The sequence below is a fragment of the Elusimicrobiota bacterium genome (assembly GCA_016721625.1).
In the GTDB taxonomy this organism is placed as follows: Bacteria; Elusimicrobiota; Elusimicrobia; order FEN-1173; family FEN-1173; genus JADKHR01.
Genome location: JADKHR010000001.1, coordinates 2,269,610 through 2,286,311, shown reverse-complemented (window position 1 = coordinate 2,286,311; position 16,702 = coordinate 2,269,610). Strand labels below are relative to the sequence as shown.

The following is a 16,702-nucleotide window of genomic DNA, read 5'->3' as shown; positions in this document are numbered from 1 at the left end:
GACATGAAGAAACTCCAAATACTCGGGACCGGCTGTTCCAAATGCAAGGCGTTGGCGGATCAAACGGAAAAAGCCGCCAAGGCGATGGGCTTGGACTATGCGCTTGAAAAAGTGACGGACATTGAAAAGATCATGGCCTTCGGCGTCATGGCCACCCCGGCCTTGGCGGTGGACGGCATGGTGAAAGTGGCGGGCCGGGTGCCCGGGCTCGACGAACTCAAGACCCTGTTGGGGCAGATTCCCCATTCCGGGTGACCAGGGCGGAGCGGGGATGAGCGACCGTAAAATCACCATTCTGTTCCTGTGCACGGGAAATTCCTGCCGAAGCCAAATGGCCGAGGGGTGGGCGCGGTCGTTGAGGGGCGACGTGGTGGAAGCATTCTCCGCGGGATTCGAGACGCACGGGTTGAACCCTCTCGCCGTCAAGGTGATGGCCGAGGCGGGAGTGGATATTTCCAAGCATCGGTCCAAAAACATCAACGAATTAAAAGACGTCCCTTTCGACGTCGTGGTCACCGTCTGCGGCCACGCCAACGAACATTGCCCGCGATTCCCGGGGAAAACGAAAATCATCCACGCCGGGTTTGAAGACCCGCCCAAACTGGCCGCTGAAGCCAAGACCGAAGAGGAAGCCTTGTCCCATTACCGCCGCGTGCGGGATGAGATTAAACGGTTTGTTCAGGATTTCCCGGCGATACGGCCCGAAGAGCGAACGACTCTCATTCCAATTTCGGGTTAGAACCGGGCGAGAGCGTTAAACAAGGCAATTCAGTTGCACCCGAGGACCGGCCCCGCGCAGAGCGCGGGGCACCTGAGGCGGAAGCACCGTCCGACAATTCATGAATAGTGGTGCAGTCCCGACCCTGTGGACCGGCATGGACGGGACAGAGCCGCTGATGCGAGACGCAAAAGATGCCCCTTTTTCCGAAACAAAAAAGTGAGAGCGTAGATGGGACGACGGTCGAAAATTTTCGTGGAGTTAAAAGGGTCAGATTCTACGTCGTCCTATTCGTCAAACAATTGAAATGTCAGGACAGTCCCTTCTGTTAAGTTTTTGGAAGGGACGAACAGTGGGCAACTGAATTATTCGGGTTAAGGAACCCACCATGGCTGAAGAAGGAGATGTCGGTGAAGCGAAAGCTGACGCCGACCGGGGTTTTGAAACCTTCAGCCGACGCGAACAGATCGCATGGAGATGGTTCCGTGCTGAAAACCTTGGACGGGGAACGACACGGGTTCCCCTGGGTGGCGGAGGGCCAGGACGTAGAGAAGCGGGAGGTAGTGGTCCAGCGAGGGGCAGGCCAAGCGCGGGTCGGGCGTGAGACTTTCCCAGCGGGTGAGGGCCTCCAGATCCCCTCGAATCGCCGACTCTTGAACCGCCCGGTCAAACGCGGTCGCCCAGGCGGGCGGTGCCGCCTCGGGGTCGCCGCTCAAGAGACCGAGGTTGTGGACGAGGTTGCCGCTTCCCAAGAGGAGGACGCCCTCTGCCCTCAAAGGAGCCAACTGTTGGGCCAGTTTCACGTGGTCCATGGGCGAGGCGTGTGGGTCCAAGGAAAGCTGGACCACGGGGACGTCCGCCTTGGGAAACAGGTGGACCAAAACGCTCCAGGCCCCGTGGTCCAACCCCCAGTCCTCCGTCAAGGCGTCGGACGAAAGACCCAAAAGGTCCGCCACGCGAACCGCCAAGGCCCGGTCCCCGGGGGCGGGGTAGCGAACGTGATAAAGGGCCTCGGGAAACCCGTAGAAATCATGGATGGTTTTTGGACTCTTCTGCGCCGTCACGCGCGACCCCTGGGTGAGCCAATGGGCCGAAACGCAGAGGACGGCCTTGGGCCGCCCGAGCTCCTTTCCCAATTTCCCCCAAGCCAGGGAAAAAGAGGTCTCTTCGATGGCGTTCATCGGAGATCCATGGCCCAGGAACAAGGCCGGCCAAAGAGGTTCCTTCCCAGCGCCGGTGGAACCGCCCGCAGTTTTCGCGGTCAGTTCAAAACCTCGAGGACGGCGCTTTTCTCGTATCGAACCTTCGGCGCGGCGGCGTATTTGTCCTCGGCCGAGCGATAGCCCGCCGTGGCGACCACCACCGTTGCATAGCCTTTTTTGTCGAGCCCCAAAATTTCGTCGAACGTTCCCGGCGCGAACCCCTCCATGGGACAAGCGTCCACCCCGAGCAGAGCGGCGGAGGTCAAAAACGTGCCCAAGGCGATGTAGACCTGCCGGGCCGCCCAGACGTTGATGTCCAAGGGCGGGTGGGCGGCGAAGCCTTCCATCATTTTCTGGTAGGGAGCCAAACTTTCAACCGTCACTCCTCGGACTTTGGCCGTGAGCGCGATAAATTTCCTCACGTCTTCGACGTTCAGATTTTTTTTGATCGCGAACACCACCAGGTGGGAGGCGTCGGTGATTTGGGACTGGTTCCACGCCGCCGGGCGCAACTTTTCGCGCACGGCTTTATTCTGCACGACAAAAAACTTCCAGGGCTGGAGGCCGAAGGAAGAAGGGGCAAGAACGAGGGCCTCCTCCAGCGCCGTCCAAAGCGCCGCCGGAATTTTGCGCGCGGGGTCGAAGACCTTCGTGGCGTAACGCCAGCGGAGTTGGTCGATCAAGGACGCGGGGGAAATGGGACTTTCAACAGAAAGTGTCGGCATAGCAGGCTCCTTTCTTCGGTTGGATTCGCTCTTAAACAACACTTAACCAGCTAAAAAGTTCCCTAAGGTCGGGTGCGGCCCTTTTTTTTCAGGATGACTTCGGTTTCCCTTCCTGGGGTCGCGCCGACAACCGGCCCGTGGCCACCATCCATTGGTAACAATCCGTCAACATTTCATCCAAGCTGGAGGGTTCGTAGCCCAATTCCCGGATCGCCTTGGAGGAATCGGACAGGATGGTGTGGCGAAGGGTTTCGGCGATATGAGGCGTCATCGTGGGTTCCCGGCCGAGCCAGGTCGACAGGTAATACTCCACGTAACCGTAGAGGAGGAAAAGGCCGGAGGGCAAGGTCCAGCGCGCGCCGGGCCTGTTCAAAAGGCGCGCGACCCGTTGCACGACGTCAAACCAGGTGACGTCGGGGCCTCCCAAAATGTAGTGCTCCCCTCTCCGTCCTCGATGAAAGGCCGCCACGTGTGTTTGGGCCACTTTTCGCATGTGCGCCACGCTGGCGCCCCCCGGCGGCGCGAAGGGGAGGGGCAGGCCCCGCTGAATCTCCAGAAACAATTTCGACCAGGTGGCTTTGTCGTAGGCGCCGAAAATAGCCGAGGGGTGAAGAAAGACGGCGTCCAGCCCCGCCGAAACCCCGTTCGCCACCTCCACATCGGCCAAGGCCTTGGAGCGCATGTAGGCGTCCACCCCTTGATAAGGGCCGAATTCTTCCGTGACCCGGCCTCCCCGGGCGAAATCGTAGGTGAGGACGGTGGAGGTGTAAATGAACCGTTGAGCTTTCTGCTTGAGGGCGGTTTCAACCATATGGCGAGTCCCCGCCTGGTTCACCGCGTAACGCGTGAACTCCTGGTCATGGGGGAGCGGCAACACGGACCCCGCCGCGTGAAATACCGCGTCGATGTTGTGCGGCATTCCCTTCTCCAGGGAGGTTCGATCCGTCACATCCCCCACCACGAACTTAATCCCGGGAATGATTTTCAAATCGGCGAGGTCAGAGGAGGCGCGGTGAAGAGCCGTCACCTCCCACCCGGCCTTGACCAGTTCCTGAACCAATTGGATCCCTAAAAACCCCGTGGACCCCGTGACGAAAGCCTTCATTTTCACCTCCAGAATCCTTCATTCCCCACCGTCATTTTGGCTTTTTCTGAGTATAATGGGGTGCCCCATGGAAACCGTCGCCAGCGCCGTCCTCACCGCCCGACTCTTCGAGTTCCACACGCGTTTTGTCTGGCCCTTCCACCGCCTGTGGGTGAGGAACAAAATAGCCCGACGTTGCCGGCGATGCGCCCTTTCGGAACGGGCCTCCCCTTTGGACGGGAACGGCTTTTGTTCCGCCTGCCTGGAACCTCGCCCTGCCGCTACGGTCTCGGATCCCCTCGAGAACCAAATCGCTTCCCTCGCCAAGATCTTGACGGAACACGAGGGCCGGGGCGGCGGCCGCTACGACGCCCTGGTCCTTTTCAGCGGCGGCAAAGACAGCGTTTACATGGTCCGCCGAATGAAAGACGAACACCCGAACCTCCGGCTTTTGGCCCTCACCATGGACAACACGTTTATGAGCCCCGTGGCCCGGGCCAACGTGCTTCGCCTGGTGGAACGGTTGGATCTGGACCATTTTACCTTCCGCCCCGCCCGGGCCTATATGAAAAAGCTTTACCGCTACGGGATCACCCACCTGAACGAAGACGGCGGATACGGCACCGTGGACTTTAGCGACGGCGAGTTCCTATTGGACTCTGCCCGAGCCCTGGCGGCGGAAAAAGGAATTCCGCTCATCCTTTGCGGCTACTCCCGTTACCAGGTGCAAGACGGCCTGGGCCTACGGGATTTCGAATCCCCCCCCGAACGAGAACGGTCCGATCGGACCCACGTGGCGGGGATGGCCTTGTCCGACATTTATACGGAAACGGAACGGGGACTTTGGTGGCGGGGCTCCCGATGGCCGGCGGGACGCGTGGCGCGGCTTTTGTTTCCCCTGTACGCCTGGAACCTAGACGAATCCGTGATTGCGAAACAAGTGGCCGACTGGGGCCTCCTCCACCCCCGGGAAAACAGCCCCCTCGTCACCAATCACCAACTCATTCCCCTTCTGGGGGTCGTAGACATCCACCGCATGGGCTACAGCGGTTTTGAAAAGGAATTCTGCCGCATGATCCGGGAAGGCAAAGCCCCGCTCAAACGCTGGCGCGCCGTCTTCGAGTTTTTGGAATACACCGCGCGCACGGGCCTGTTCCTCAAGCCCATCATTTTAAAAGCCCTTCAAGACTTGGACCTCACCCCGAAGGACGTGGGAGTCAAGTTCACCTGAAAATCGTCATCGGCTATTTGGCGCGCTTGAGCTCCGTTCGGACCCGATCCCGCGCGCGGGCAATGGCCGCATCGTCGGGGTTTAACCGCGCCGCCTCTTCAAAGAGCGGCAGGGCTTTTTTCAAATTTCCCCCATCGTAGGCGCGGACCCCTTCCTGGTAGAGAGCGCGGGCCCGGGCCTGGGTCTCCGCGCGGGCCTCTCCACCCATTTTTTCAATTCGCTTCGCTAGGGCGGGGTCGGGCCGATCTTCCTGCAAGAGTCGATAGAACGAAAGCGCCTTCCCCCCTTCTCCCGCCCGTTCCGCTGATGCCGCCAAGGAGGCGATTTTATTCCGGCAGAGCGTTACGCCCGCCAGGGCTTCCGCGTCTTTGGGGAACCGAACCAAGAGGCTCCGCCAATTTTTCAGGGCCTCCGGCCACCGTTCGAACCGTTGATCCTCCTGGGCCGACCGGCGGAGCGATTTCCGTTCTCGTTCAAGGCCGCGGGTGAGTTCCGCCCGAGCTTGGGAATCCCGCGCGGCGGCCAGCCCTGTCTCGGCTTTTTTCAACAGAGCGCCGGCCTCCGGATAGGAGGGATCGAGGATCACCAGCTTTCGTAAGTAGTTCTCCGCGGTTTCAAAATCTTTCGCTTCATAGGCTTGAAGGCCCAGTGTAAAGAGCGTGTCCGGTTTTAAGCTCTCTTCAATTCGCCGGTTGACTTCTTTACCCAACGCTTGCGCCGGAAAATAGCGAGGGGAGATTCCTTCGATCTCTTCCAGCAGGTCCGCCGCCCGGGCCGTTTGGCCGGAGGACCACGCCGCCTGGGCGGACTCAAATAAGTCCCGGCGACGGACCTCGGGTTCCAAGGGCCGACCAAAGCGGAACGTCACATCCATTCGATGGGCGGCGCCTAAACTCTCGCTCGGACCATAGGCGTAGTTAAACCCCAACGAGCCTCGGCCCACCCCGAACCCCGCCGTCAACTTGGAGGCTCCAGCCGTTTGGCCCCCCAGTCGAAGAGCCGCTTCCCATTCTTTCCCTGGAACCACATATTCTAAACCCATCCGGGCGATCGCTGTGTCATCCGAAGGAGCGTCGATTTGCCCCGACCAACGGAGTTGATTTTTTCGTCCCAGGAGAAACCGTTTCGTTCCCCCCAACCGAAATACCGTTGGAGGCGCCAGCGTGCCCTCCCCCAAAGACATCGTCGTTCCCAGGTCGGCGATCACAAACCCCCACGCCATCCCCAGATTCTTGGATTCTCCCTGGAGGCCTCCGTCCAGAAGATAACTTTGTCCCGAGGCGCCGGGGAACTCTTTCCGCGCCACCTTTCCCGTGATTCCCCAAAAGAGGTTTCGAAACGGCCGGGCGTAGGAGAGCCCCAGTGCCCCTTCCCAGGGTTGGGCCGACCCGGCGGGCACTCCGTTCTTTACCAGATCAAAGGAATCCATGGCGAGGTAAGAGGCCTGCACCCCCCACGTTTCCCGTTCGCCCCGACGCCAAGCGGGCAAAACCCACCCCAGATCTTCACGGGTCTGGTCTTCAAACACACGGGAATGCCCCACGATAAATTCTTGCCGGGGAACCCGCTCCAGCCCGGCCGGGTTCCAAAAGAGAGCGCTGGCGTCGTCCGCCGACCCAACAAAGGCACCTCCGAGCGATAGGGCCCGAACCCCCGTCTCCATTTTTAGAACCGCGGGCCCCTGGAGGCCCCGGTCTCCCTTGGAAAAATAACCGCCGAAGACCGGGGTCCACAACAACGCCACAACAATGGCCCCCGCGAGAGGCTTCCCTCGGTTAGCGTTGAACAAGAATTTTTCTCTTTTCTGATTTCCCGTCTTTTTCCACAACCAGGTAATAAACTCCCGGACCGACCGTTCGGCCGGAATCGTTTTTTCCGTTCCATTCCATCGGCCACACGCCCGCGGGGAGGTCCGCGTCCAACACCCCGGCGATGAGCGCTCCCGATTGGTCATGGACAGCGGCCTTCACGTGGGCCGGCGCGTCCACGTGGCAATCCACCCGCGCGAACTCGTTTTGCGAATCAATTACGTTGCCGACCACCTGCACGCCCGGGGTGGCCGAGTCCAGCGTGAGGGTCGTCTGGACCTCGGAACTTTCACGCCCCAGCGCATTTCGGAACACCACCCGCAGGGTTTTTGCCCCTTCGGTTTGGGACACGGTGACGGGAAGAGAGGCCTGATAGGGGAACCAACGATCTTTTTCCGAGTCCACAACATCCCCGCTTATTTTCACTTCCGTGGGCTCCCCTCCACAGAGAAATCAAGGACCAGTTTGGGCGGGACCGACCCGCTTCGAATCTGCACGGAGGGGTTGTTCAGGGGCCGAAATCCATAGAGAACGCCGAGGCTTCCATCAAGACCCAGCACCACAAGGTCTTTTTTCCCGTCGCCGTCGATGTCCCCTAAATCAAAAGAGTCGGCCGACGCATAGCCTATGTCCGAAGGCAACATCGGGCCCCCGCTTTGTTGGAGCGGTGTCGTCGACAAACCCCCGGTCACTTGCAACGCGTTGTCGATCGTAAAAAAATCTTTTCTTCCATCTCCATCAAAATCACCGAACTGCGAAAAACTGGGTGCGGCAAGAATTCCCCCCAAGGACCAAACCGGTCCATGCCCTGGGATCCCCACGGCCAAATCAACCTGGGGACCCGCGCCTGTTATAATACCCCCGTCCCACAGGATCACCGACAAGGGCCCACCTTCCACCAAAGCCAGATCGGCTTTCCCATCGCCCGTAAAATCCCCCACAGCCTGACAGACCATGTTACCAGAGGCCCGACGACCGGTTATTGTCACATTGGCCGGTTTTACGGCGTAATCCCAATCCATGGATCCCGGCAAAAAGGGGACCGTTGTCCCAAAAATTATATACGACTGGCCGGCATCGGACCGGCCGGCGATATCCGCATACTGATCCGATAGAATAAGATCCGCCAAACCATCGCCGTTTAGGTCCCCCATGCCGGTTGGTGCCGCGATAGATGCGGGGTATTTATGAAAGCGGACCGCGGAAACTCCGTCGTTCAAGTTAATATTGGTACGCCCTGCGACCGAACGCCCCAGCAGTAGAAAAGATTCACTGGTCCCCGGGCCAACAGTAGCGCCGGACATTACCACATCCTCTTTGCCGTCCCCATCAAAGTCCCCCTTCCCAAAATGAGTTCCCAGGACTCCGTTGACGGGAAAGGAAAGGGCGAGATCCGATGTGGCGGCGAGGTTCACCGACACGGGAACCACTGAAGACCCAAATATCACATAAACAATCACGTTTGCGAGTAGGGTTAGATTCGTTGGCGTTGGGACGAACAAATCGTCCTTCCCGTCTCCGTTTATGTCCGCGAAAAACGGCGGGGTGGGTTGAGAACCAGCAATGGGAAGGAGAATGGTCGTTCGCGGAATTAAACTCAGGTCCGATTGTTTGGGAAGCCCCCCGCCTAAAATGAGCGCGAATTTATCATCGGCCTCTTGCATGCAGATATCTTCTTTTCCGTCTCCGTTGAAATCGCCGTTGGCGCTTACGAGCCTTACGGATGAGTTAAAGTAGTGTCGAAGGCTCACGTCCAAATCCCCCGGAGCGAACCGAACGGCCCACAGCGGTGGGGCCAGCAACAACAGCAGGACGAAGGAACGTTTATTCATCGTTCAGCCGATAGCCTTCACCGACAAGGGTCTCAATCCGGTCCCCAAAGGGGCCTAACAGGGCCCGCAGATTCTTGATGTGGGAGGTGAGGGCGTTGTCGGAGACGACCACCTCGTCCCCCCACAGCGCCTGGCCGATCCTGGAGCGCGTCAACAATTTTCCCGGATGGCGGAGGAAAAAGACCAACAGATCGAATTCTTTCCGACGCACATCCATCGGTTTTCCCGCCAGGGTGACTTCGCGCCGGTCCACATCCACCCTCAGTTTTCCGAATTCAATCGGCCGGGCGGGATCCTGAGGAACTCCTCCGGTGCGGCGCAGGAGGGCCTCCACGCGGGCCGCGAATTCTCCCGGGTCGTAGGGTTTCGTGATGTAATCGTCCGCGCCGATTTTCAGGCCCCTCACCTTGTCCGCGTTTTTCCCCATCACCGTCAAAAGGATCAAGGGGATGCCGCGGGTTCGTTCTTCTTGGCGTAGAATTTCACAAAACCGAATGCCGGAAATTCCCGGAAGCTGTATGTCGGAGACGACCAGGTCGGGAAGGATTTTTTGAATCCCCGCCAAGCCTTCCTCCGCCGTGCCCGCCTCGGACACTCGGTAACCGGCCCGCTCCAAAACCAGGCGGGTCACGTCCCGCATTTCCGGATCGTCTTCGACGATGTAAACGGTTTTTTTCACGCGCCCTCCCTCGCCGCCGGGAGCAGAACGGTAAAAGAAGTTCCCTTCCCGAGGGTCGAGGCCACCGAGACGCGGCCCCCATGCCCTTCCACCAAGACTTTCACAATGGACAAACCCAATCCCGTTCCCTGTTGGGGAGGCGCGTTCGGACCCTCGTCCGTGGAATGGAAAGGCTTGAAGAGGGCGGGCAACCGTTCGGGGGAGATTCCCCAACCCGTATCCCACACCCGAAACTCCACCCATGAGCCCTGGGCCCTTCCGGAAAGACCCACTTCGTCCCCCGCCTTGGTGAATTTGAAGGCGTTCGACAAAAGGTTGAGAAATATTCGGAGGATTTTTTCTTCGTCCGCGTGGAGCGGCGGAAGGTCGGCCGGAAGGTCCAAAACCAGTTTCTTCCCGGATTTCTCGGCCATGGGGGTATAGAGGGCGAAGAGGTCCTCCAGCAGTTTGTGGGGTGAAAACTCCGTTTTATCAAAGGCCAAGCGACCTTCGCGCATCTTGGCCGTGTCCAGGATATTGTTCACCATGGTTCGAAGTCGCAGGGCGGCGCTTTCGATCACTTTCAGAACGGGGGCGGAGGAGGGAGGGAGATTGTCCGTTCTCAACATTTTCGCGGAAGTGGCGATGGCGCTCAAGGGGTTGCGAAGGTCGTGGGAAACGTTGTGGATGAACTCGTCCTTCAGGCGATCCAAATCCCCCAGCCGGTTGGACATGGTATTGAATTCCCGCGCCAGATCTCCCAGTTCCCCGGGCCCATGATCCGGCACCCGAACGGTCCAATCCCCTCCGCCCACGCGCCGAACCCCCTGGGAGAGTTTTCGAATGGGGCGCGTCATGGTTCGGGCGGTCCCCCAGGCCGACAGTAAAGCCAAACCTAAGACGGAAAGTCCCAATCCAATGGACCGGTGAACCATGTTGGTTATACGCTCTCCCACCATTCTTTTGACCGCCGAAGAACGAAAAACCGATCGGGCGAAAACCGCTGGGCGCCCACCGCGCAAAGCCGCGCTTTGGTACGTCCATCGATCCGCCTTTACCGGGTCTGGAAGAGCGGACATCCACGCGGCCGGATTTCGGTCAATGACCTGTCCCAAGAATGCCAAGTTCGTATGAGCCAACACTTTCCCCCCACCGTCCACGCAATAGGCCTCGTCCAATTCAGTGGACTTTCGCAATTCTTTAAGAAAATTCATTAACCCCAGTTCGTCGTTGTTTACGAGTGTTTCCGCGCAGACTTGCGCCAAATGGTCGGTATTGGTTTGATGGGTCCGCCTCCCTTCCGTCAGAAGGTATCCCCTCTCAACCCCCAAAAATCCACCGACCATCACCCCCCCCGTCATGGCCATGACCGCCAGTATCCATAAGGTGAACCGCACGCCCAAACTCATGAAATCCCCTTGAATGAAAATGTCCCTCCTATACTTACCTCACTTTCCTCCCATTTGCAATGGCAATAAAAGATCACAAAGATTCCACATACGCGCCACGATGGGATCATCCGGCGCCGGTATATTAGGGGTGAAGGTTGAAGCAAAGGAGATGCCCCATGGATACCCTGGAACGAACGCACGCCTCACAGAGGGGACCGATAAACCCCGCGGACTCCCTGGAAACATTTGATTATTCCAAGGCCTATTCCCGGAACCTGGGCTTGGTTCAACCCGAAGAGCAACGCCGCCTTCACAAGAGCGTGGTGGCCATTGCGGGACTGGGCGGCGTTGGCGGGGTTCACCTGACCACCCTGGCCCGGACAGGAATTGGCGGTTTTCATATCGCTGATTTTGATTCTTTTGAAATCCAAAACTTTAACCGGCAGGCCGGAGCCACCGTTTCCAGCGTGGGCCGCTCGAAAGTGGACGTGATGGCCGAACAGCTGATGGACATCAACCCCACGGCGAGGGTCCAACGATTTGAAACCGGCGTCCAACGGGAAAACGTCGATGCCTTTCTGGACGGCGTGGACGTGGTGGTGGACGGCCTCGACTTTTTCGCGGTGGAGGCCCGGGAAATGCTTTACGATGAGGCCGAACGGCGCGGCATTCCTCTCGTCACTGCCGGCCCCATCGGCATGAGCGTCGCTTGGCTTGTTTTTCGGCCGGGAAGCATGTCGTGGCGGGATTATTTCGCCTTCCATCTAGCGCGCCATAAATCAGACAAATACCTACTTTTCGCTCTGGGGTTAACCCCCCGGGCGACCCAAATGTCTTACCTGGACAGAAATTATGTTAATCTGGAGGAACACCGGGGTCCCTCCATGGCCCTGGCGGTTCAACTGTGCGCGGGCGTGGCGGCGGCCGAGATCCTCAAAATTCTTCTGGGCCGGGGCACCGTTTCGGCCGCGCCGAACTTTCATCAGTTCGACGCTTATAAAGGAAAATTGGTGGAGGGAAAATTGCGGTGGGGCAACCGCGGTTGGATACAAAGACTGAAGGCCCGGATTTACCGCTGGGTCCTCAGCAAAAAAGAAGAGAAAAAAAACCCTTCTCAGCCGATCCTCCGGATGGAACCGATCCAACCGGCGGTGCCGTACCCCGCCACAGACCGCTCCCAACCCACCGGGGCCCAGATCACCGCCATCGTCGACAGCGCCCGTTGGGCTCCTTCCGGGGACAACATCCAACCCTTCTCCTTTGAGTGGAACGGGAAAAACCTGTTGGTTCATGAAGACATCAACCGAAGCAAAGCATTCATGAACGTTGGAAACATCGCCAGTGATATGGCCCTGGGCATGTGTTTAGCCAACATGGAGCTCAGCGCTGAACAGTGGGGTTGGGTGGCTCGATGGGAAAAGGTGAATTTGGGGTCCACCGTTGCCCGTGTCTCCTTTGGGCCGGGCCCCCTTCGGCCGTCCCCCTTGGCGGGGGCCATTCGAACGAGAGCGGTGGACCGGAGACCCTTTCGCGAGGAGCGGATGTCCCAACGCTTCGAGAAAGAATTGATGGAACACGGTGAAAACCTTTGGGGAATTCGCCTCCACCTCCTGACCCGTCCGGCCCAGATCCAGACCGCGGCCCGCATCCACAGCGCGTTTGAGGCGTTTATGCTCGGACACAGAAACCTCCACGCCTTCTTTTTCCGCTGGTTACGGTGGTCGGACAAAAAGGCCGGCCAAACCATGGACGGCTTGCCCTTGTCCACCCTGGGAGTGAATCCGCTGGACGCCATCGGCCTCCGTCTCCTCGCGCGTTGGGGGGTCGCCCGCCTGTTTAAATCCCTGGGACTCACCCGCCTGGCGGCCGCGAGAGCGCTCCGAGTTTATCGCCGGTCGGCCGCCTTCGGGGCCTTCATCATCCCGAACACGGACCCTATCACTTATGTGCGGATGGGATGGATTTGGCAGCGCCTTTGGCTCTACCTCACGAAAGAGGGCTGGACCCTGCAACCGGTCATCGGCCATTCCGTCATGGCCCACCTCTGCAAGAAATACCAGGGGGAAGGCTTGACGTCGAAGGAAGGCGAGAGGTTCCTCCGGGAAGATGTTGAAATGCGGAACCTCTTGGCCGTCCCGAAAGAACAAACCATCGCCTGCGTGTTCCGCTTGGGACGTTCCCTCACCCCCGTTACCGCCCGAGCCCCCCGCCGCCCGCTGGCCGCCCTGCTCAAATTCACCGCCCCGTCCTAACAGGGATTCCCCGGGCCGGACGACTGGCTGAAACCGGGGGTTAGAATTTATGGATGAGCTGGAGGGTCGCGCGGGAACCCTTGAAACGGTTTTGAACGGAAAATTCCATGGGGTAGCTGAACATAGCGGTGAGCCCTTGGCCCATATAAACGAAGCCGGGCCCGGCGGAAGCCACGCGCTCTTTGGAGTCCGGGACTTTCACGCCGTTTATTTTGTCCTCCGTCAATTGTTGGAGGAAATAGCCGGCCACACCGATTCGCCACTTGGGAAGGACTTCCCGGGAGAAGGCGTAGTTGAAATGGAGGGCCTGGCCGGGCTTCATGGGACCCCGAAGGTCGTCTTCGTTGGTGTCGTGAACCGCGTAATAGAATCGCCAGCTGGTTTCCCATTTCGGCCCGAACAACCAAACGAGGGAATAGTAGGGATTAAAGGTCGTCAGGTTGGAGCCGGGGTTCGCCATGTTGTTCTTGTCGTATTTCCCCGTCGGGAAGGTGGTCTGCAGTTCCACCCGTTGAAAGAGCGGGCCGCCCAAAAGCGTTCCGCCGTTCCACACCAACGCGGGACCAAAGTGCCCTTTTTGGCGAGGGGCGAAATCTTGGAACGATGGAAACGCTAAAAAGAGATCGGCAACTCGAAATAAAAACAGGTTCTCTTGACGGGATCGCTTTCCACCCTCACTTTGCCCCCGTGAGCTTCGACAACACTTTTTACAATGAAAAGTCCCAGCCCGGCTAAACCACGGTCACTTTTATTCCCCTGACCTCCGAACTCAAAAATAAGAGCCTGATCCTCTAACCCAATTTCCGGCCCATCGTCCCAGACGGACCCTATGAATTGATTGCCCACAAATTCTCCCCGCACCTCAACAGCACCTCCTGCGGGAGTGATGCGAAGGGCGTTCTCGACCAAGTTTCCCAACACTCGATGCTCGATCATTCCCGCGTCGCAGAATATCCGGAGACTTTCCGGGGGCTCCACCACGCGCCAAGAGACTCCCTTCTCCTTTACCTGGTCTTGAAATCGCCGACGCAATCGACGGTAAACATCGCTTAGCGGGCAAAGGACCCTTTTCAAAGAGGTCGTTTCGGTCGGGGATAGAATGTTCTTAAGGTTTTCCCGCACGAAAGCCAAATCGCCCAGAGCCATTTCAAGCACCGGCCGTCCATCACCCGGCAAACTATCTAACGGGCCTAACAATGATTTCAGGGCTTCCACGCTTCCCTTGGCGGTGAAAGGTTTCAAAAGGTCGTGGGCCCAAAGAGCCGTTGTTTGCTGTTTGGCCAGCCCGCTGAGTGCCACGGCGAGAGAATGCTCTGCTGCTTGGGCGACACTCCCCAAGTGAGCCAACTCCAGCTCATTGAACATCCCATGATGGGGGAGGGATCCCACATTGATGATTGCCGTCAAACGCCCTTCATGAAAAATCGGAAGGCTGACCGCCGACCGAAGAAAAGATAGGTCGTGCTCAGCGGTTTCACGTTCTTCCTCATTAAATTGATCATTCACCATTTCGGAGATCAAGAATTCGCGTGTCCTAGTAAAATGGGAGAATAGGGGACTCGTCTCCGCGAGCGACAGAAACGCCCGTTCTGCCTCGGGAAGACCATGCCCCGACCGGATGAGGAATGCCCGATCTCTCTCATCCCAGACGAGGACGCTGATGAACTTCGGCCCAAAAACACCAAGAACCAATTCCACCACGCGTTCCGACCAATCGCTTACAGTTCCCACCCCATCCAACCGCTTAAGAAACATTTGCATGGAACGAAAACGTTCATACCGTTCCCGAAAAATTGGGATGGCATCGACCGCCGAGGTTAGAAGAGTCCGGATTTTAGTAAAAAATAGAGGAGACCATAGGACCGCCAATACCACAATAAGAGATGCAACGGGCAGGGACTTTGTGAGCCAGACGACCATCAGAAAAGGCCCTGAATAAATCAGTGCGAAGAGCCCGTAAACCAAAGCATTCCTCGCCACCAGATTGAGATCAATCAGCCGATAACGGAGGATTGCGTAGGCAATGGTTGCTGTTTGAATAAAAATAAGAATATTTCCGTAGGGCTTCAACTCCACACCGAACCAAAGTAAATAACTCCACATTCCACCGGGAAACGCGACCAAGGAAGCAATGAGGACATATCGGATTTGTTCTCGGTGAATGCCCGATGTCGAACGAAAGGCTTTGAATAAGTCCCGAAAAGATAACAGGACCAATATCGTGAACGAAATCCCTTGAAAGGGAAACAAAGGGCCAGGTTTCGGCCAAAACGGAAAGACCATGATCGGTCCCATGCCAGCGATGATTAACGAGGTGGGGCCCACCAGCGCGAAAAACCCAATCACGGTGTAGGCCAGTGGTAGCGACCTTTTATAATTCTTCCGAGTATTTGCCAAAAGAGAGGCGAAGTGAAAGAACGTCACCGACGAAACCGGCGCACCCAGCATTAAGAGCCCGACGAGGAATCTTGCGGTTCCGAGTTTGGTAGAAATCATCCAGAGGAAATAAAAAGCATTCCACCAGGCGATGGAGGCGCAATACCAAAGAAAAACCCAATCTCGTCCTTTCCGTTTGCTTTTGGTCAAGACAAGGGCGACGAGAATAACCGCCATTATTGAATTCAGCAGTGCGCTGTATGCAAAAAAAGCTCGTTCTGGAGGGATGGAACTCAGGAGAGAAATCAAGGGCATACCGCTGAAGCACCAGGCCTGGATTTAATCATACACAAGGAAAGCCCACCATTCAATAATATTTTATCCGTCCTGGATGCCAAAGACGCGGGCCAATAAATAGCGGCCTAGGGGACGGAAAGCATCTTCCCGTCCCCAGGCTTGAATTATATCGCCGAAACAAGGGATTAGAACTTATGAATGAGTTGTAAAGTCGCGCGGGACCCCTTGAAACGGTTCTGGACGGAAAACTCCAGGGGGTAGCTGAACATAGCAGTGAGCCCTTGGCCCATATAGACAAAGCCGGGCCCGGCGGAGGCCACGCGTTCTTTCGAGTCCGGGACCTTCACCCCGTTTATTTTGTCCTCCGTCGTTTGTTGAAGATAGTATCCCGCCACGCCCAAACGCCATTTCGGAAAGATTTCCCGGGAAACGGCGTAATTGAGATGCGCCGCCTGGCCCGGCTTCACGGCTCCCAGGGGGTGGTCGCCGTTTTCCGAGTGAACCGTGTAGAAGAAACGCCAACTGGTTTCCCACTTCGGCTGAAAGAACCACACAACAGAGGCATACGGATCAAACGTCGTGAGGTTGGAGCCGGCATCGATTTTCCCGTCTTTGCTATACCGTCCGCTGGGAAGAGTGATCGTTAACTCCGCCCGGTAAAAAACGGGTTTCCCAAAAAGGGTTTGGCCATCCCAATGAAGCGCCGGGCCAAACACGAAGTCCCCGAGCCCCGCCGTATCGGAAACAAGGGGAATCGGACCGAGGTCGCCTTTCGCGGTAACGGCCACGAGGGGGACCGCCACCATGAACGCCGCGTCCCCCCCCAACACCCGAAGCGAAGAGTGGTAATAGAGTTGGGACATTTGCGTCAACACGTTGACGCGCGCTCCCCCCGGAATGACATCTCCATCCCCATCCATCGCCTTATTCCCGTCGACGAAAATCGAATAGTTCAAGTAATACAGGCCCCGTGGAGCGCCGCCGTCGAGGAAGGTCGTAGCGCTGAGGTTGAGAGGGGGTTGCTGAAACCCCCACAGGGACAGGGACCCCATCCAAAAACAAAAATAAATGGCGATGGCTTTTACGATTCGAGGCCCTGCTCCGCGGCAATCCATCATGAATCCTCCT

15 protein-coding genes are annotated in these 16,702 nt (G+C 57.8%); 4 read left to right on the top strand and 11 right to left on the bottom strand.

Features of this window, described 5'->3' with window-relative positions:
- Window positions 1-3 precede the first annotated feature (3 nt).
- Window positions 4-255, top strand: a complete 252-nt coding sequence (locus tag IPP35_09875) for a TM0996/MTH895 family glutaredoxin-like protein (protein ID MBL0059399.1) — start codon at window positions 4-6, stop codon at window positions 253-255.
- A 16-nt stretch (window positions 256-271) separates the two neighbouring features.
- A complete protein-coding gene (locus IPP35_09870) occupies window positions 272-739 on the top strand; it encodes an arsenate reductase ArsC (protein ID MBL0059398.1) in 468 nt (155 codons plus the stop codon).
- Window positions 740-1,167: 428 nt separating this feature from the next.
- Here the strand turns inward: IPP35_09870 and ygiD are convergent, their stop codons facing one another.
- From ygiD to IPP35_09855, 3 genes are all read right to left on the bottom strand, one after another.
- The gene (ygiD, locus tag IPP35_09865) at window positions 1,168-1,899 is read right to left on the bottom strand and encodes a 4,5-DOPA dioxygenase extradiol (GenBank protein MBL0059397.1); all 732 of its coding nucleotides are present in this window, start codon (window positions 1,897-1,899) and stop codon (window positions 1,168-1,170) included.
- 80 nt (window positions 1,900-1,979) lie between these two features.
- On the bottom strand, window positions 1,980-2,645 hold the full coding sequence (locus IPP35_09860; protein ID MBL0059396.1) for an NAD(P)H-dependent oxidoreductase: 666 nt from the start codon (window positions 2,643-2,645) through the stop codon (window positions 1,980-1,982).
- Between the two features lie 88 nt (window positions 2,646-2,733).
- Window positions 2,734-3,750, bottom strand: coding sequence for an NAD-dependent epimerase/dehydratase family protein (locus tag IPP35_09855; GenBank protein ID MBL0059395.1), 1,017 nt, complete (start codon window positions 3,748-3,750; stop codon window positions 2,734-2,736).
- Window positions 3,751-3,817: 67 nt separating this feature from the next.
- Here IPP35_09855 and IPP35_09850 point away from each other — a divergent pair, with 67 nt between their 5' ends.
- On the top strand, window positions 3,818-4,960 hold the full coding sequence (locus tag IPP35_09850) for a hypothetical protein (GenBank protein MBL0059394.1): 1,143 nt from the start codon (window positions 3,818-3,820) through the stop codon (window positions 4,958-4,960).
- Between the two features lie 13 nt (window positions 4,961-4,973).
- On the opposite strand, the gene IPP35_09845 is transcribed toward IPP35_09850, so the two are convergent.
- Genes IPP35_09845 through IPP35_09825 form a run of 5 tightly spaced genes read right to left on the bottom strand, consistent with a single transcriptional unit; the run spans window position 4,974 to window position 10,667 of the window.
- The gene (locus IPP35_09845; GenBank protein ID MBL0059393.1) at window positions 4,974-6,704 is read right to left on the bottom strand and encodes a PorV/PorQ family protein; all 1,731 of its coding nucleotides are present in this window, start codon (window positions 6,702-6,704) and stop codon (window positions 4,974-4,976) included.
- Between the two features lie 31 nt (window positions 6,705-6,735).
- Window positions 6,736-7,194: a hypothetical protein gene (locus tag IPP35_09840; GenBank protein MBL0059392.1), complete on the bottom strand. Its 459-nt coding sequence runs from the start codon at window positions 7,192-7,194 to the stop codon at window positions 6,736-6,738.
- Window positions 7,191-8,600 (bottom strand): VCBS repeat-containing protein, encoded by a 1,410-nt coding sequence (locus IPP35_09835; GenBank protein MBL0059391.1) that lies wholly within the window; start codon window positions 8,598-8,600, stop codon window positions 7,191-7,193. Before IPP35_09835 ends, IPP35_09840 begins: the two co-directional genes overlap by 4 nt.
- Entirely contained in the window at window positions 8,593-9,279 is a 687-nt protein-coding gene (locus IPP35_09830) for a response regulator (protein MBL0059390.1), read from the bottom strand. Before IPP35_09830 ends, IPP35_09835 begins: the two co-directional genes overlap by 8 nt.
- On the bottom strand, window positions 9,276-10,667 hold the full coding sequence (locus IPP35_09825) for a HAMP domain-containing histidine kinase (GenBank protein MBL0059389.1): 1,392 nt from the start codon (window positions 10,665-10,667) through the stop codon (window positions 9,276-9,278). The genes IPP35_09830 and IPP35_09825 overlap by 4 nt, the downstream gene beginning before the upstream one ends.
- Window positions 10,668-10,825: 158 nt before the next feature.
- Here IPP35_09825 and IPP35_09820 point away from each other — a divergent pair, with 158 nt between their 5' ends.
- Window positions 10,826-12,901 (top strand): ThiF family adenylyltransferase, encoded by a 2,076-nt coding sequence (locus tag IPP35_09820; protein ID MBL0059388.1) that lies wholly within the window; start codon window positions 10,826-10,828, stop codon window positions 12,899-12,901.
- 40 nt (window positions 12,902-12,941) lie between these two features.
- Here the strand turns inward: IPP35_09820 and IPP35_09815 are convergent, their stop codons facing one another.
- The 3 genes from IPP35_09815 to IPP35_09805 all read right to left on the bottom strand — a co-directional run bounded on the left by IPP35_09815 (window position 12,942) and on the right by IPP35_09805 (window position 16,692).
- Entirely contained in the window at window positions 12,942-13,433 is a 492-nt protein-coding gene (locus IPP35_09815; GenBank protein ID MBL0059387.1) for a transporter, read from the bottom strand.
- Window positions 13,434-13,513: 80 nt separating this feature from the next.
- Window positions 13,514-15,514, bottom strand: coding sequence for a hypothetical protein (locus IPP35_09810; protein MBL0059386.1), 2,001 nt, complete (start codon window positions 15,512-15,514; stop codon window positions 13,514-13,516).
- A gap of 245 nt (window positions 15,515-15,759) precedes the next feature.
- Window positions 15,760-16,692 (bottom strand): transporter, encoded by a 933-nt coding sequence (locus tag IPP35_09805; GenBank protein ID MBL0059385.1) that lies wholly within the window; start codon window positions 16,690-16,692, stop codon window positions 15,760-15,762.
- Window positions 16,693-16,702 lie beyond the last annotated feature (10 nt).

What these genes read in the sequence shown, in the direction of transcription:
- IPP35_09850 (MBL0059394.1), top strand. Translation starts at nt 3,818, where the DNA reads ATGGAAACCGTCGCCAGCGCCGTCCTCACCGCCCGACTCTTCGAGTTC.
- IPP35_09855 (MBL0059395.1), bottom strand. Translation starts at nt 3,750, where the DNA reads ATGAAGGCTTTCGTCACGGGGTCCACGGGGTTTTTAGGGATCCAATTG.
- IPP35_09825 (MBL0059389.1), bottom strand. Translation starts at nt 10,667, where the DNA reads ATGAGTTTGGGCGTGCGGTTCACCTTATGGATACTGGCGGTCATGGCC.
- IPP35_09875 (MBL0059399.1), top strand. Translation starts at nt 4, where the DNA reads ATGAAGAAACTCCAAATACTCGGGACCGGCTGTTCCAAATGCAAGGCG.
- IPP35_09805 (MBL0059385.1), bottom strand. Translation starts at nt 16,692, where the DNA reads ATGATGGATTGCCGCGGAGCAGGGCCTCGAATCGTAAAAGCCATCGCC.
- IPP35_09810 (MBL0059386.1), bottom strand. Translation starts at nt 15,514, where the DNA reads ATGGCGGTTATTCTCGTCGCCCTTGTCTTGACCAAAAGCAAACGGAAA.
- IPP35_09860 (MBL0059396.1), bottom strand. Translation starts at nt 2,645, where the DNA reads ATGCCGACACTTTCTGTTGAAAGTCCCATTTCCCCCGCGTCCTTGATC.
- ygiD (MBL0059397.1), bottom strand. Translation starts at nt 1,899, where the DNA reads ATGAACGCCATCGAAGAGACCTCTTTTTCCCTGGCTTGGGGGAAATTG.
- IPP35_09820 (MBL0059388.1), top strand. Translation starts at nt 10,826, where the DNA reads ATGGATACCCTGGAACGAACGCACGCCTCACAGAGGGGACCGATAAAC.
- IPP35_09870 (MBL0059398.1), top strand. Translation starts at nt 272, where the DNA reads ATGAGCGACCGTAAAATCACCATTCTGTTCCTGTGCACGGGAAATTCC.
- IPP35_09835 (MBL0059391.1), bottom strand. Translation starts at nt 8,600, where the DNA reads ATGAATAAACGTTCCTTCGTCCTGCTGTTGTTGCTGGCCCCACCGCTG.